General features: G+C 37.9%; 12 protein-coding genes. 6 read left to right on the forward strand and 6 right to left on the reverse strand.

The window, feature by feature from the left end; all coding sequences use genetic code 11:
- Nucleotides 1-6 precede the first annotated feature (6 nt).
- Complete coding sequence (locus tag LZT21_RS09845) at nucleotides 7-1,641, forward strand: hypothetical protein (protein ID WP_233990562.1); 1,635 nt, start codon at nucleotides 7-9, stop codon at nucleotides 1,639-1,641.
- 15 nt (nucleotides 1,642-1,656) lie between these two features.
- Here LZT21_RS09845 and LZT21_RS09850 read toward each other — a convergent pair whose 3' ends face one another.
- From LZT21_RS09850 to LZT21_RS09865, 4 genes are all read right to left on the reverse strand, one after another.
- Nucleotides 1,657-3,015 (reverse strand): hypothetical protein, encoded by a 1,359-nt coding sequence (locus LZT21_RS09850; RefSeq protein WP_233990564.1) that lies wholly within the window; start codon nucleotides 3,013-3,015, stop codon nucleotides 1,657-1,659.
- A 22-nt stretch (nucleotides 3,016-3,037) separates the two neighbouring features.
- The gene (locus LZT21_RS09855) at nucleotides 3,038-4,840 is read right to left on the reverse strand and encodes a DUF2142 domain-containing protein (protein ID WP_233990566.1); all 1,803 of its coding nucleotides are present in this window, start codon (nucleotides 4,838-4,840) and stop codon (nucleotides 3,038-3,040) included.
- 5 nt (nucleotides 4,841-4,845) lie between these two features.
- On the reverse strand, nucleotides 4,846-5,733 hold the full coding sequence (locus LZT21_RS09860; RefSeq protein ID WP_233990568.1) for a glycosyltransferase family 2 protein: 888 nt from the start codon (nucleotides 5,731-5,733) through the stop codon (nucleotides 4,846-4,848).
- Between the two features lie 85 nt (nucleotides 5,734-5,818).
- On the reverse strand, nucleotides 5,819-7,360 hold the full coding sequence (locus LZT21_RS09865) for a hypothetical protein (RefSeq protein WP_233990570.1): 1,542 nt from the start codon (nucleotides 7,358-7,360) through the stop codon (nucleotides 5,819-5,821).
- 146 nt (nucleotides 7,361-7,506) lie between these two features.
- Between LZT21_RS09865 and LZT21_RS09870 the strand changes: the two genes are divergently transcribed.
- Complete coding sequence (locus LZT21_RS09870) at nucleotides 7,507-8,469, forward strand: UbiA prenyltransferase family protein (protein WP_233990572.1); 963 nt, start codon at nucleotides 7,507-7,509, stop codon at nucleotides 8,467-8,469.
- A 47-nt stretch (nucleotides 8,470-8,516) separates the two neighbouring features.
- On the forward strand, nucleotides 8,517-9,449 hold the full coding sequence (locus LZT21_RS09875) for a hypothetical protein (protein WP_233990574.1): 933 nt from the start codon (nucleotides 8,517-8,519) through the stop codon (nucleotides 9,447-9,449).
- A gap of 23 nt (nucleotides 9,450-9,472) precedes the next feature.
- Here the strand turns inward: LZT21_RS09875 and LZT21_RS09880 are convergent, their stop codons facing one another.
- Nucleotides 9,473-11,251, reverse strand: a complete 1,779-nt coding sequence (locus LZT21_RS09880; protein WP_233990576.1) for an ABC transporter ATP-binding protein — start codon at nucleotides 11,249-11,251, stop codon at nucleotides 9,473-9,475.
- Between the two features lie 153 nt (nucleotides 11,252-11,404).
- Here LZT21_RS09880 and LZT21_RS09885 point away from each other — a divergent pair, with 153 nt between their 5' ends.
- The 3 genes from LZT21_RS09885 to LZT21_RS09895 are packed head-to-tail and all read left to right on the forward strand — an operon-like array spanning nucleotide 11,405 to nucleotide 14,413.
- A complete protein-coding gene (locus tag LZT21_RS09885; protein WP_233990577.1) occupies nucleotides 11,405-12,370 on the forward strand; it encodes a glycosyltransferase family 2 protein in 966 nt (321 codons plus the stop codon).
- On the forward strand, nucleotides 12,367-13,620 hold the full coding sequence (locus LZT21_RS09890) for a glycosyltransferase (RefSeq protein ID WP_233990579.1): 1,254 nt from the start codon (nucleotides 12,367-12,369) through the stop codon (nucleotides 13,618-13,620). The genes LZT21_RS09885 and LZT21_RS09890 overlap by 4 nt, the downstream gene beginning before the upstream one ends.
- Nucleotides 13,598-14,413, forward strand: coding sequence for a glycosyltransferase (locus LZT21_RS09895; RefSeq protein ID WP_233990581.1), 816 nt, complete (start codon nucleotides 13,598-13,600; stop codon nucleotides 14,411-14,413). Before LZT21_RS09890 ends, LZT21_RS09895 begins: the two co-directional genes overlap by 23 nt.
- A 70-nt stretch (nucleotides 14,414-14,483) precedes the next feature.
- Here the strand turns inward: LZT21_RS09895 and LZT21_RS09900 are convergent, their stop codons facing one another.
- The gene (locus tag LZT21_RS09900) at nucleotides 14,484-16,640 is read right to left on the reverse strand and encodes a DUF6311 domain-containing protein (RefSeq protein WP_233990583.1); all 2,157 of its coding nucleotides are present in this window, start codon (nucleotides 16,638-16,640) and stop codon (nucleotides 14,484-14,486) included.
- Nucleotides 16,641-16,765: the final 125 nt, after the last annotated feature.

Here is a 16,765-nt window from a genome sequence, read left to right on the forward strand (position 1 = left end):
AAATATATGCATAAACAGCTTTACCTTAAAGCCATAGAAGGCATTTTATTTCTACTATTGCTAGGAATTGGCATATGGGCCAGTATTGACATTGGTATTGGCATGGATGAGGCCAGAGAATATGAAACTTATTTAGTAAATATCAATGCATTTAAAGGATTAATAAGTGGAGATCTTTCATCCTATCAAAAATTACTTGAATATGGGGATCGGTATTATGGGATTGGGTTTCATTTGGCTTCTAATGCCCTTAGTTCATTCATTTACGGCTCTTTACCAAAAATTCTTGAGATAGATGCTTTGGGTGGTTATCTAGCCTTTAATCATATTAGTGTTTTTTTGGCTTACGTATGTAGTGGGTTATTAGTCCGCTCAATAATTTATTCTGCATCACAAGACGCTCGACTTGCTGCTCTTGGGTTATTTTCTTATTTGCTATGGCCATATCTTTTGGGGCATGGGCTGATGAATATTAAAGATATTCCCTTTTTATTTGCTTGGTTACTCTGCACTTATATGCTGATTCGCTTTTTATCAGCCATAAATTTTCAAAATAATATTTTAAATAAAGAGCAGCAAAAGCAAGGACTAAATCTAATGCTATTAGGGTTAGCAACTGGCTGGTTAATTTCAATCCGAGTTTCTGGCATTTTAATATTTATTGAATATTTAGTGATGGGCTTAACTTATTATTTTATTAGCAATTTGCAGAAGTCTGAAGGTAAGAATTTAATATTCAAGTTTCAATACTTTATTTACTTTTGCTTTTCTTTGCTGCTTATAATTTATTTAATTAATCCTATTTTATGGAGTAATCCACTAGAAATAGTGAATGCTTTTCTATATATGAGCCAACATCCATGGAAGGGAGATACCCTAGCTGGAGGTAGGTTGTTTGAACCGGGAAATCTACTTTATCAATATATTCCACTTTGGTTCAGCGTCAAACTCCCTCTAGTTGTGATCTGTGGACTTATTCTCATGCCACTAGTTCTAATTCGCAATGCAGCAAGCAAAAAATTTATTTCAGCGCCAAACATATCTTTACTAGTGGGCTTGACTTTCTCTATTATTACAATTGTTTTCTTGTTAATAATGCGGAAGGTCAATCTTTACAATGAATTGCGTCAAGTGCTTTTCTTGTTTCCAATTCTTTTTATTTTGGGCATTCTATCCCTTTTTTATTTTAATCGATTAGTAGCATATTTTGCTCTCGTTATTTCTTTGCCACTCTTTATCTGGGATGACATTAATTTACACCCCTACCAATATACTTATATTAATGAATTAGCACGGCAGTTTGAAAGCGGCCAAAAATTTGAGACTGATTATTTTCAATTTTCCGCTGGTAAATCGGCACTTTGGGCCAATCAGGCAAAATTCATAAGTAAAGAAGAATGCATCTATGTGAACCCGTTACATTTATGGCAATTTAAAATAGATCCTACTGAAGTACGATGTATTTCATCTTATCCAGGCGATTTGTCTTTGATAGCTCGACCATTTCTTTTTTATTGGCCCACACGCAATGGCAGCTTGGCGCTCCCTCCACAAGGATGCAGTTTAATACATCGTGAGGAGCGTAAATTACCTTACTCAAAGCTGACCTTAGGCATGGGCGAGCTTTACTCGTGTCCCTGATTCTTAATTTGACGATTAGCTAACTAGAACAAAGCCAATACTATTTATTGAGATAGAGGCCTGTAGATAGGAAGCTCCAAGGGGATTCAAAAATCCGTTCTTGCCATAATTATATTTGCAAAAAAATGCAGTAAGTAAAGCTTGCATCGGCGTTAAGAAGATCCATAATCGCGTCACCTCTCCTCGATTTGCTCCAGAAAAATTTAAGATCAGAATCGTTAGGACAAAGAAAGCAAGAATAATTCCCGCATTACCTTCAGCAGGTAATTTCCAATTCATTTTATGCAGCTTAAAGATGCTGCATAAAAGAATTGTAGAAGATGCAATACCAGCACCAATGACATATTCTTTTAAATTCTCAATAACCCAAATTGAATATGGGCGCATGCTAGCATTAAAGTGCGACGCATCTTTGAGACAATAGATAAAACCATCAACCAAATTAAAGCCAGTTAATGCATAGAATAATATTCCTGCTCCACAAAAACCTAGTGTAACAAATAGAATAATATTGCAGAACTTTATTTTAAAGTTATTTCCTGTACAAAGTCGAAATAAAATTGCCAAAAAAATAAGACCTAATCCGAATGGAACGGGATCAAAAAGAAACTGAAAGAAAAGTGTGATCCCCGCTATCAAGGAATATAATTTCATTCTTTTTTTTGTGCTTAGAATAATTAGAAAAAAAGACATATAGATCAGAACAGGAGAAACTGTATTTAGTATTGGCTGAAATTGTATTTTTGCTGGAATAAAAAGGCAAAGAAGGAGTGCAGACCAGGCAATCAATTTATCTCGAAAGAGTTCCTTGCAAATATAAAAAATAATGATTGCCGTGAGGTTTGAAATGGCAATAATAAAAAAACCAATTAGAGAAGGAAAATTTAACAACATCTGTAATATTTTAAAAAATAGAGTTTTCCCCGGCATATTTGCCTGTACATGCGCCGAAGGAAATTGAGAGGCAAATTCTGAAAATTCTTGCAAAATATGGCTAAAAGAAGATTGAAGTGCTGCGGTATAAAAACCAGTTGCTGTTTTGTCTTGAATAACTGCAGCCAAGCTAAATGGATATCGACTACGAATCCAGCATTCAAGTGCTAGCCCTATAAAATAGGTAAGTAATACTAGTAATAACTCTTTTCTCTCTGATGATGACTTTATAAAAGCTTCAATCTTAGAGATATAAATAAAAAAGATTGTTAGAGCAATTAAAGCAATACCAAGATCAAGACGACGTTGATATTTAATGTAGGGGTAAAAAAAATTACCGGCCTCTGAGCCGATGATTAAATGATGATTCCAAATTAAATATAATATGAATGCTTGGCTAATTCCGGCAAGCCATAAGGACCAATCTTTTTTTATGTTCATATCAGAATCAAATTCTATCTAACTAAGGACAGCCAACCGTATATCTTCTGTTCCCATCATCTAGTTCATAAATGATGCAAGAATACACAGGCTGATTGTCTATCGTAGATTCCATAACTTGTATACCACCCCCCATGGGAGATATTATTTTCGCGCTAATATATGCTTTCTCATCAAGGGGGAAATAGGTATAGGCATTTGGCACAATGCTGCTGGTATTGAAAGGAATTTTTTTCAACTCATTTCCTTGTGTCATGAGTTGTAATTCAGAAGGGCCTAAAACAGTAGTATCTAATTTAGTAATAAGTATACTAATCCCTTTCAACTTAGCTGGTCTTATCGTTTGCTTTTTAAGGAAATTTAATTCGATTGCTTGATCTTCTTTTGGTAAAGCACTAGGCGCAAATTTAAGCTCTCGATTCAACGGGGTTTCGCTAGTAATGAAATACCGATTTAGTAAGACGCGTTCAGTTTGATAGCCAGAATAAAGAAAAAGCAAGATTAAGAAAAAGAGGCCAGCATTTTTAACCATTTTATGCTGGTAGCAATCATCTGCTCGACTGCTATCTTGGATTGCATAGGCAAGCAGAATTAGGGGTAACAAAAAGTATCGACCTTGAACCCCCATAATTACTTTTGCAGGGTGTATGGTAAATGTAAGCAGTAGTGCGGTGAAGATAATCAGTAATGAAAGCAATGAGCAAATACACAGTAAAATTTTAGATAAGGTCCAATCTCTAAAAAAATTACGTGACAGAGAAGAAATGAATATCAGACTTAAGAGAATGCCAATAACAAGGTAAGCCTCTTTTGGAAAGCTAGTATCTAGCCAGCCTAATACGCCAATAAATGATGTGAAATAAGCCTTAGTAATCGAAAAATCAGAGAGGGTATTAATTAGTACAGTGAAGTAATCAATGGGGTGAGAAAGATAAAATTGAAGTATCAGGGTCGGTGCTAAACCCGAAAGTTGATTTTTGTCAATCGTAGTTTTAAAGGCAAATATGAGCCAGCTTAGGGTTATGAGGGATGCTAAAACACCAAAGAGAAGACATTTCTTATCTTTGGTATAAAAATAGACCGTAAAGAGAAGCAAAAGTAGAGGCAATAAATGGCTACGACAAGTGCAAATTAAAATGGTAGAAATGAAGAGAAAATATAAATCACTTTGGCGATAATTTTTGCCATCTTTGCTGATTCTAAGAAATAAAGAGATTGCTAAAGTAGTTAGGGTAGTTGAAATCCCATCAATGCTGGCTGCGCCAAATTGAAACAAGCTCATGGGAATAATAAGTAAACTAGCTATTAAGAAATCAGGGGGGTGAATTCTAAAAGCCCATAGAAGAATAAGACAAGAAAAAGCAAGGGCAAAAAAACGTGCCAATAAATATGAATTACTGATTGAAAAATTAGCATATTTCCCAATTGATATTGCAATAGCTTGGGGCGTATAAACTAATGGGAAGTTATAACTAATTCCATGCGTAGGAGAAAATGAATGTGTTCCTGACCATTGAATTTGATTGGCATCATAAATTTCATCAGCCGACAGTTTTCTGGCTGCCTTAAAATTAAGTATTTCATAGGCTTGCATATAACTAAGCAAGCCTGAGTCAATCAAACCGCCTGATGAGCCATTTAGCGGGGTTTCGACCAAAATCTGACCCCGACTAAGCAAATATGCCCGTTTAACATGATCGTTTTCATCGGGAGATTGAAACGATGGTACTAGGGCAGAAATAAAAAAAGAGACTGAAAACAAGCTAAATATAAAAAATGACCAAAAATATTCTTTATAAAAATTTTGATTTAAAAAATTAGACATAAATTTTAGGGTAAAAATCGATATTCATTTAATTGCCAGCGTGAGGATTTAATTTTGGTATTGTCATTGGTAATTCTGTGCCCAAAATAACCAAAATTATTCGTATTAAAATTAGCAATAGCTGGCAGGGAGTTAAGAGGATTAAATCGTAACCAATTTTTCAAATTTATATCCCATTTAAAATGTTCTCTTAAGCTCTGCAAGTCAGAGTTAGCTTCAAACATATATTGATTAATATCCTCACTACGTTGCCCCTCAATTGTTCTAAATCCGCCTAGTGGGTAATCTACCCCGTACAACTCAGCATGTTTATAAAATTCGCACCAAAGAGAAAAATCGCCTGCTAATTGATGTGCGCTAATTTTATTACCAACTTTTTCCCATAATGTCTTTCTCCAAAAGGTAGATTCTTGTTGTAGCCAGTAACCCTTTTTAGTAGTTGTTGGTAAATAAAGCCCGTCAAGAAATGCCTCTCTGCTAAATCCAGGAAGAAGATCAATTTTAGCTAAGCGCCCATTTGCATCCCAGGAAGCAGGCTGAAGTGAAGAAATCCAATCAACTTGAGGGAATTGTATAAAAATATCAGCAACAGTAAATAGTGATTTAGGTAATAATAAATCATCAGCATTTAGCCACGCGAGAATATCACCAGTTGCTTTTTTAAAACCTTTATTAATAGCATCATATTGGCCTAAATCTTTTTCACTAGTAAAAAATGCAAGTTTCGAATAGCGTTTTTGAATTTTTTCTGCAGTACCATCAGAGCTACCTCCGTCAATCACGATGTATTCTAAATTAGGGTAACCTTGGCCAAGAACAGAATCGAGTGTTTCATCGATCAAATTTGCGGCATTGAAGCAGGGGGTAACAATACTAATTTTAGGATATTGCATAAGATTAAACCCCAGCAGTTTTACTAAATTAAGGCTTAGCTAAGTATAGCGTTTTAAGTTGAGTGCTTAAAAATAAACCTCAAATTTAGTTTAAAGCGCCAGGCGCACCTAGAAATTGAAGATATTTTTTAAGGTGTGGAAGATCTTCTATCTTAAATAACTTACCTTGTTTGCTAATGGGATCAAAATCATAAAACCAGATGTTATTTGCATCATTCTTCCACCAGCCATCTAGTAATATATATTCATTCGTAAATTGTATATTATGAAAATCTTTTTTTCTTGAGTCTATAACTGCTCCACCCGCTATTAGTTGGGGATTGTAGATTCTGAGGGCATCCCCAAAATCCCAAGATTGGCTAAAAACAATTTCATCGTTGTAATTTAAGTTAAGAAATTTAGGCACATCACCAAATACAATCAGATTTGGTTTAGTAACTTGAGTATTAAGTTTGTGTAGGACGTCATTAATAATAATTTTTTGTATTTTCCAGCTTTCAATATAGCCATCTCTTTGAGCAGAAAAAGATAAGGAGCTAAGAAAGCAAAAGATACTCAAGAGGATTAAATAGATAAAACGCAATTTCTTTGTAATAGATGAAGCGGAGGCCCAAAATAGTGCGAAAGTAAACCAGGTTGAGGAAAGACCCCGCGCTTGATAGCCCCAAGAAACAGCCGATTCATCTGAAAGTATAAAAATTAAAACAGAAGCAAAAAAGCTTAGACAGCAAACTAGAAAGAAACGCTGATTACGACTATTGGTAATACTAGCTAGCGGCCTAGAAAATGAGCTAGATAATAGGCAAAAAACTAAGGTAAGCGCTGTCAAAAGAGAGTATGCAGTAAAAAAATCCTTAGTTTTAAGAAAAAGATTGGGAATTTGCATAAAAAATACATGTAACCAGGTATGTAATTTTGCTAAGGAATGGCTTGGAATAAACTTAAGTCTTGAGTCAACATCCATAAATCTTGGGGCAAATTCCTTTTGCCATAAAGTAACAATTAATAAAATGACTAGAATTGGTAAAATAAACTTTATAAAATATTTAAACCACGCAGTTTTTTGCTGCCCATCGCCAAAAATGATCCATGGTAACAAGGCATTTATTAAAATTAGGGGCAAAATAATTTCATAGGTTAAAAAACTGAGTAATAAAAAAAAGTACGAAGCACAAAAGAATATCCATAATTTTTTATGGGTTCCTTGATATAAAAGCCATAATGAGATGGCCCAATAAAGAAAAGAGACCGTTGCAGTAGATTGATTGATTGGAGAGCTCACTAGTGGCATCGCAATCATAGGAATTGACGCTAACAGAAAGAAAATAAGCGCCGCTTCGTAAGTTACTATTTTTTTTATTACGCTTGCAAATAGGTAAATTGCTGCTAAATAGATGGCTGTATTGCAAATTAAATAAGCACTGAAGTTCGTTTCAAAAAGAAAGGTTAGCGTAGTTATTGGAAGTGGCGCAAGTGGACGATTTGAAAATAGAGGGAACCAAGATAAGTAACAGTCACTAAAATTTGCGCACGTCAAATTATGGGCAATATCACCCCAATCATCAACAATAATTCCGCCATGCAGTATTAAGGGTAAGTAGGTTAATAAAATAAATGTAATTGCCAAAAATAGACTGACTGAAACCCGCATCAGTTTAGGATGGAGAATTTGGGTTAAATTTAATCGCATGTATTGGATCGAAATTTGGGAAAATAAGCTGTTTTTAATAAATTAAGTCTACCTGCTGCTATAAGACAATATACTAAAAGAATATGGAATCAGAGATCAAATTTCAGGCAAGGTCCAAATTAATCAAAGGGCATCTTCAAATTTGCCGCTTTGATCATTGGATTAAAAACGTCTTTATATTGCCTGGAATTTTAGTGGCATTAAGCCTCTATCCGCAAGGTATCAATTTCGGCCTTATAAATGATATTTTAATCGGCTTATTTGCTAGCGGTTTAATTGCCTCAAGTAATTATGTTATTAATGAAGTGTTGGATGCTCCGTTTGATGCGCTTCATCCTACAAAAAAAAATCGTCCAACTCCGTCCGGGCAAGTAAACATCAAACTTGCTTATTTACAATGGATAGCATTAATGATTGTTGGGTTAGCTTTAGCTTCTTTGGTATCAAGAAATTTAGTTTATGTTTTAGCTGCATTATGGCTAATGGGATGTATTTATAATATTGCTCCCATACGTGCAAAAGATATTTCATACATTGATGTTTTAGTTGAAGCAATTAATAATCCAATTCGATTTTTAGCTGGTTGGTTTATGGTGTCTCCACCCTTTGTTCCGCCCACTTCTCTACTCATTTCATATTGGATGATTGGCTGCTATTTAATGGCAATTAAGCGTTTTGCAGAAATGCGAGATATTTCTAAAAGTATTTCGGCTAAACAGTATAGAAAATCATTTGCCTTTTACACAGAACAAAATTTATTAGTATCAATCATGTTTTATGCCGCTTCATCGATGCTATTTTTTGGGGCTTTTGTGATGCGATACAAACTAGAGTTAATCCTCTCTTTCCCCGTGATAGCTTTAATTATGGCTATGTATCTCAATTTAGCATTCAAAAACGATGGTTCAGCCCAGGCACCAGAAAAATTATGGCGAGAAAAACCGTTGATATTAGTTTGTTTTATTTGTCTTATGTTGATGATATTTTTAATGAATTATTCATTACCAAGTTTCACTTCTTTTTTTCAGCAGTCAGTATTGCGCTAGAGCGATGACCACTAAAGCTGCTAATGACTACTAGAGGCGCAAATGTAATGATTATTGGCTTGAGTTGTGCGCTAAGCCTCTTTTTATTTTTTCAAAATCCTTGGTTATCAACTGATTTATATAGTAATTCTTATGGATGGTTTGTGGATTTTTCTAGAACCATTTTTCAGGCTAATTCTGCATATTATGCTGAATCCATATTATTGCCCTTGATTGCCCGCCTTATTAAGGTCAGCAATTCTTTATTAGCCTATAAGTATCTTTGTGCTATTTTGACTTGTTTAATTTTGCCAGTTTTTACATGGTGCTGCCTAAAAATGCTTAAAAATAGGGTTCAAGCAATTATTTTTACCTTACTTTTTGCTTCGACCTTTCAGTATTTAGAATTTTATATTTTAGGTTTTCCTGACCCATTGACAATTTTATTTTTAGGAATAGCGGCGTTTTCACGCAAATCAATTTATGTATTAATGTGTATCTGTCTCGCTGGCCTTTCACATTTTTCAATGGCCTTATTAGGGGCATGCGGGATAACCATGCTCTTTCTATTTGCCCCATTTATTGAGAAGAAATTAAGGGCTGGCTTGGCTATTGCCAGTATTTTAGGAATTTTAATTGCACGTATTTTTTTAGCATTTTGGTATTTAATTTTTAACTATGAATTAATAAGCAGGGTAGATTTTATTTTTAATAAAGGGCTGGGGTTCTTTATAGAAAGATATCAAAGTAATATTGCAGGTTTTTGGTTGACTCCAGGAATTCCATTTTTGCTTTTTTACGCCATTACTACTGGCTTTTTTATATATCGACGAAATTATTATTTCGCGATTGCAGCAATTTGCTCTCTGAGCCTTGCATATTTTTCAATTTTTATAACCATTGATGGCTTAAGAGTTTTTGCCGTTACGATTGTCGGCGCATATATTTTATTAATGATTTCGTTTATTCAGGCAATTTCCGCTAAGTTCAAAATAACTTAACTAGTTTCATGGGCTTAGATATTCTAAATTAAGGGCGCCGCAATCGCCTCGTAGCTACCAACCGCCTCAATCCGCCCTTTATCCAACTTCACAATGAGTGAACAGTCTTTGAGTGTAGTTAAGCGGTGTGCAATGATGAGTACGGTGTAATCTGGGCCAAGGTGCTGAATTGAGTCCATTACCGCAATTTCAGTTTCATTATCGAGTGCGCTCGTTGCCTCATCTAATATCAGTACATCTGCATTTTTATAGAGCGCCCTAGCAATCCCAATACGTTGGCGTTGCCCACCTGAGAGGCGGGTGCCACGCTCACCCACCAAGGTTTGATAGCCTTGGGGTAAGGCTTCAATAGTTGCGGCCATTTGGGCTTTGTGAGCGGCTTCTTTTACTCGGGCATGATCGATTTCATCAGGTGGTACGCCAAAAGCAATATTTTCTGCAATCGTAGAGTCGGCAAGATAAATGCTTTGCGGCACATGGGCAATATGCATTTGCCAAGCGCGGTGATTAGCGTCCGTAATCGTTTGGCTATCAATTTCGAGCCTGCCTGAAGTCGGCTGCAGTAGGGCCATTAAAATATCGAGTAAGGTACTTTTGCCAGCGCCAGTGGTGCCAATAAATCCAACACGGCTACCTTTTGGAATAGAAAGGCTGAGTTGATCCAAAATGAGCGGGGCGTTATCGCGGTAACGAAAAGACACATGCTTTAGATCAATTTGATGTTGGAATGGAATTGGCGGAACGCGGACTTGACCGGCATATTCAGGCAAGGGCTGATCTAAAAAGTCTAAGGTATCTTTAAGAGAAAATTGATTTCTCAGAATTGCAGTCCAGGCGCTATAGGCTAATTGCATGACTGGCAGTAAGCGTTGCGAAGCAAGCGCTAAGGCGCCAACAATCGGAATAGCCTGATTAATCGAGTTAGATTGCTTAGAAAGGGCAAAGGCTAATAAGGCAATCAGCAGCATCCCTAGGGCTTCAGTGACAAAGCGTGGGCTAATACTAATAAATGAACTGGTTGCGTAGGCTTTACGTAAAATTGCATCGGATTTTTGGTAAACCTGGCAATAGGCGTCTTGCGACCCATCGATCAAAATATCGCGGATACCCCCAAGACCTTCTTGTAAAGATTTAATAACTCGCGCCGATTCTATTGTGATGTCTTTGCTGTTATTCATCAGCTTCTTGCGCGTCACCTTCATGGTGATGACATACATCAAACCAAAAATAGCAAATGCAGCTAATGAGGGAATTGGCGCAATGATCAGTAGGGCGGTAACCATTAAGACCAGCATAATGAGCGAACTCAAAACATAGAGCGCCGACATGATGATGCCGTCTGTGACGATGGTGGTCTTGCCGGTAACCCCATCAATAATTTCACTGGTATTACGCGACAGGTGAGTGATGTAGGGTTGAAATAAGGTTTTACGATAAATGCTATAGCCAATATCAGCACCAGTAGCAAAAGAAAGTCGCAAGCTCACTTTGAGTAAAACCAGACGCATCACGCCTGCCACAATTGCGGTTAATCCAAAAAGTAAAGTTAATGGCAATAACAGGTCATTTTGTGACTGTAGATGCAGTAGACGAATAAAGGATTGAGCTATGGGCAGCTCAAATACTTGCTGGGGATTGGTTAGGGCAGCTAAAAAGGGCACGATCGCCCCAAGACTCACCACCTCAGCAAAGGAAACTACGACCATCAAAATCAGTAGCCAAGTAAATTGCTGCTTGCGCTTAGGGCTAAAGTGCTCCCAGAGGCGGATAAGGAGTTGAGGAAGTTTTTCGGCTGAGGTCAATTGAGATTGGCGCTGTGCACTCTAAAAGGTAAAATAGCGTTAAATGGTTAATTTTAAAGCATATTTCTATCGCCTAAGACTGGTTTATCCCCAGCACTTGCGGTATCAATCCCGTTATCCATCCCTACATTCATGCTTGCATTGGGCTATGTTGTGAAAAGCCCCGTACTATTTCTGATTTTTAATCGCCCAGAAACCACGGACCAGGTCTTTGCGGCGATTCGCCAAGCCAAGCCCCCTAAGCTCTATATATCTGCTGATGGGCCGCGTTCTGGAAGGCCTGATGAAGAGGAACGTTGTGCTCAAGCACGTAGCATTGCTACGGCAATCGATTGGCCTTGTGAAGTTCAAACCCTTTTTCGTGATAAAAATCTGGGCTGTAAGCTCGGTGTTTCTAGTGGGATTGATTGGTTCTTTCAAAACGAGATCGAGGGCATTATTTTGGAAGACGATGTATTGCCGATGCCCAGCTTTTTCACCTTTTGCGATGAGATGCTAGAGCGATATCGGGATGACCCAACGATTGGCATGATTACTGGATCCAATTTGGTTTCAAAAAGAGTGCGCCCAGACAACCTTGGCCAAAATAATCTAGCAAGTTATTTTGTCACTGCCATTCCCCTTATTTGGGGTTGGGCTACCTGGCGACGTGCTTGGCAGAAATATGATCTCACCATGTCAACTTATCCAAATTGGCTTGCTAGCAGTCAGATGCAGCAACTGTTTCATGGTAATGCGTTAGTGATGCGTTATTGGCAAGATGCGCTAGACCGTGTTTATCAGGGCAAACAAGATACGTGGGATTACCAATGGCTTTTTGCCTGCTGGTCTACTGGTATGAAAAGTATTATTCCTGCAAACAATTTAACGGATAATTTAGGTTATGGCATGGAGGCTACCCATACCTCTGCCACTAAACCTGCTTGCCTAATTGAATCGATTCCAAGTGACTTATCTTTTCCATTGATTCACCCCCAGCACTTGCAAGCAGATTGGCAGGTTGATCGCCTCATGTTTAAGCGAATTCATGGTATCCATTGGTGGGGTTATCTAAGACGTCAATTACGCCCTTTAAAAAAAACCATCCAACACTTGCTGGGTAAGGGTGAGTCAGCATGAAAGTGATGGCTTTAAATCATTCAGATACGGTTGGCGGCGCTGCGCGCGCGGCCTATCGTATTCACTGTGCTGTACGCGAGCAAGGTATTGATTCGATTTTGCGAGTCAATCAAAAAGTGCTACAGGATGCGACCATTCAAGAACCTAAGGGCACACTACCAAAGCTTAAAAACAAATTTAATTCGGGTTTTGCGCAGATCTTGGCCAAGACTTTACGTACTTCACCACCCGAATATCACTCCTTAGCTGTGATGCCAACTGATGTGGCACAGGAGATTAATAATTCGAATTTTGATGTTGCTCATTTACATTGGATTAATGGTGAAATGATGTCCATTAAAGACATTAGCCTAATTACCAAGCCCCTCATTTGGACCATGCATGATATGTGGGGCTTTAGCGGCACTGAGCATTACTCAGAAAATAGGCGGTGGCGAGATGGCTATCACGCCTTGAATCGACCGCCAAATGAATCAGGACTGGATTTAAATCGTTGGGCTTGGCTGCGTAAACAACAGTATTGGACTAAGCCCATTCAGATGGTGACACCGAGTCATTGGTTGGCACAGTGCATTTCTGAGAGCGCGCTCATGAAGGATTGGCCGGTTACGCCAATTGCAAATCCCATTGATACCGATCAATGGCAACCCCTAAAACTGGTATATGCACGACAAAAATTAGGCTTACCGATTGATGTGCCAATGCTTTTGTTTGGCGCTCTAGGGGGCGAGGCCGATCCCCGTAAAGGCTTTGACTTGCTCTTGCAAGCATTAGCAGCACTTAAGACAGCCACTCCGGATTTGCAGTTATTGGTATTTGGGCAAGAGGCACCGGAAGGCGAGATTAACCCCTATGGAATTCCGAGTCATTATTTTGGTCATGTGCAAGACGATGCATTACTGCAATTACTTTATAGTGCAGCTGATGTGATGGTTGTACCTTCTCGGCAAGAGTCATTCGGACAAACGGCGAGTGAGGCATTAGCTTGTGGCTTACCTGTAGCAGCATTTGCAAGTACAGGCTTGGTGGATGTGGTTGATCACAAAGTCACGGGGTATTTAGCCAAACCTTTTGATACAGAAGAGCTAGCCTTTGGCATTCAGTGGATATTAGAGAATCAGCAAGACTCTGCTAAGCTTCGTTACGCATCACGACAAAGGGCGGTAGACTTATTCAGTTACCCTGTTATAGCTAAGCAATACCAAGCGGTTTATCAACAAGCGATTGATGAGAATGCTGACAGCAATTAAGAAAAAATGGAAGCTAATTGGCGAGAGGCCAATGCAGACGCTTGGGGACTGTGAGGCAAAAAGCCCTTCTTCATTATTAAAAATTCCCCCTATTGTTTATCAAACTTGGGAAGTCAATTATTTTGGTAAAACCCATTTTGCCGAAATCCAACAATTTCGCGCTTTAAATCCCGATCTGCAGTTCCAATTTTTTGCTAAAGAACGCTTAGAAAATTATATGGAAGAGGTGTGGGGAAAACATCCTATCTACCCAATCTTTAAAGGCGCTAAGTTTGGACCCATGTTGGCTGATATTTTTCGCTACTGTATTCTTTTTGAGCGAGGTGGTTTTTATTTCGATATCAGTAAGGGCTGCGCAGTATCGATTGCATCTTTATGCAGTGCAAGCGCCACGGGATTGATATCGTATGAAGCGCATGATTGTGTGGTGATTCCCAAGCCGAATGCCATGCGTAGAATGCTTCATCCCGAAAAATATGTTTTACAGTGGGGTATGGGGTTTGCTAAGGAGCATGCTTTCTTGCATCTTCTTTTAGAAAATATTTGTGAGTACTACCCCTTCTTTAAAGAGAAATCATTTGCAGTTCCTAAGAATGCGATTCTCAGTTTGACTGGTCCAGGCATGTTCACTAAAACCCTACGTGAATATCTAGATACGAATGAAGATGCAGATTTGATGCAGGCCGGTATCGACTTTAATGGTCATGGGATTTATAGCTTGAAAGGCTCTGAAGTTAGGTATGCGACGATTGCATCGTATGCTAGTAGTAAAAATAGCATGATTGTGACTTAAGATGGATTTGCAAGAGATTAAAGCTGTATATCCATGCTTTGATAATCAGAATACAATGAGTTACGTTCGGCTATTTAAATTGCGCTGAGATCAACCCAATTCCAAGCGTTCGTTTATCTTTATTCTCGGGTACCAAGTCATTTGGTACTACTGGATTTTTAAATCTAAATTCCAGCTTGAGGTATGGATCCTCTATTATTTTTTTGGATAGCGGCAGCGTCAAAAAGTTATTTTCATATTGTCGAATCTCTATTTGGCGATCAAAGAAACCATTAATCCAAATATCAATGGTTTGACTCGGATGTTTATTGGGGTCAAGAAATGTTTTGAAATTAAGCGTAATTGAATGGGGAGTTTTTTTGGGCCAAGGTATATTGAGTGTGGCAGCTTTACCATCAGACCACGTTCCCCAATCCTCTTGCCAACTCCAGCCATTTTCTAAATAAAAAACTAAGTCTTTATCCTTTTTTTGATTTGAAAAGCCAATCGCATTATTACTAGGATTTGGTAGTTGATCATTATTTATCCAATCCTCGGGCGCTACTGGGACACATGATTTGCAGGTTTTCCAGCCAGGCGCTAGGATTAAAAAACCATCTACCTTAGCGATTATATCGTTTGGCCCCCGGGTTGCCAAAATGGGAATGAGGAAGCGATCTTCAAAAACATAGAGCGCGTTAGGATCATATTCACCTTGCGTAATAACTGCTTTTAGAGCTTGATTAGCTTTCGCTATTTTACGATTGTCTACCCTAGCAAAATATACAGAATTTGTTTTCATGCCATATTCTGATGCCAGCCATGCAAATTGAACCCATTTCGAGCTTTGCGTCATCGCCGGTATGCGAATAATTTTTTTATAATGTTGGGCAGCTGATTGCCAAAATGGATTTTTTAAGTCTGGAGCGAAAATTCCCGCATAAGTATCTTGTGCAAGTTCTTTGTGAACTAGTGCCCATCCCTGTTTTGTATCGACTACTTGCAATACTAGGGCTCCTGTTAATATGACAATTGCAATACGGGTGGAGCTGACTTTGCAAATAAGGTAAATTGAAAAAATAATAAGGCAATAATGAATAGGCCACCACAGGCGAGCAGATGAGCGCAAAATATGCAAGGGAGAACTTAGAAATAATGGGAGTTCAAAACTGAAAACCCGCGCACCAATTCCAATATTATTAGTAATGGCATCGAGGTATAAAAAAAATAAACAAATACATAAAAAACGATGATCAATAAAAAGCTGAATAACATTACTTTTCTGAGCAAGTGCTTTAGATTTAGGTTTTAAAAAGAATATTAATAATATGCAAGCGATCACAATCACCAAAATTGCCCCTAAACCTAGATAATTAAATCCCTCTCCCCATGATGTGGGTATGGGAATATTCGGCAATAAATAAGACCAGCCACTTGGGTCAATTGGACCCAAGACATTAAGCTTGAAGAAGCCATATCCTGAATCGATACCTGAAGAGCCCATAATTGAGAAATAGCCAACTTGCCAAGTACATAGTAATAACACCCCACTAACTAAAAATAACTCATAAAAAAGCTTTCGATAGGGCATCACTTTTTGACTAATTGAACGATCTAGTAAGTCAGATATCCATAAAAAACTAACTATGGCAAATAAATAGAAATGCGTTAGAACAGCGACAGAAAGTAATAGTGTCCAAGAAAAAATACGTCTTTCTTGCGATTTTCTTAGCAGCAAAAATAGGGCGGCTAAGATTAAAAAATGGGCTACTAAACTTGCCTGCGTTCCTGAGGGGGTATATAACCTCCAAAACATTGGCGGTGAAAAAGATAATAGTCCAGTGCCAAAAAAATTTACCCAGAAATTATTGGAGATGAGAGAAATAATTTTCCAAGAAAACCAGGCTTGCAGCAGAAAACAAACTAATAGCCAAATACCAAAATACTGAAATACCTGAGGTAATATTGGTGAGAATAATTTAAAAAAAATGGCCATTAATGGAAGCGAGTCGGTATATACAATCGAACTGCTTATGTCCATTCCAAAATTCGGGCTCAAGCCAATTGGAAAAGTCCATGGCGCATAACGATAAAAGACCCACCCCAAATAGTGCTGAGGAGGGTCAAATCTACCAAAAATCCAGCTTAAATTAGATGGATCAAGGGGCCCAAGCCCAACTATAAGATAAAAAAATACAATGCCAAAAAATAAGGGAATGAGCGGAGTATTTTTATTAAAAAATATCACGTAATATAGATACCAGAGTAAGAGTAATCATTGTTATATTAAATATACTAAATCAAATTTATATCTACTTTATAAGAGTGCCCGAGGGGGGTACAATACAATCAAGTAATCTCGAGGATATAGCC

The organism is Polynucleobacter sp. IMCC 30228 (assembly GCF_021395205.1).
Lineage (GTDB): Bacteria > Pseudomonadota > Gammaproteobacteria > Burkholderiales > Burkholderiaceae > Polynucleobacter.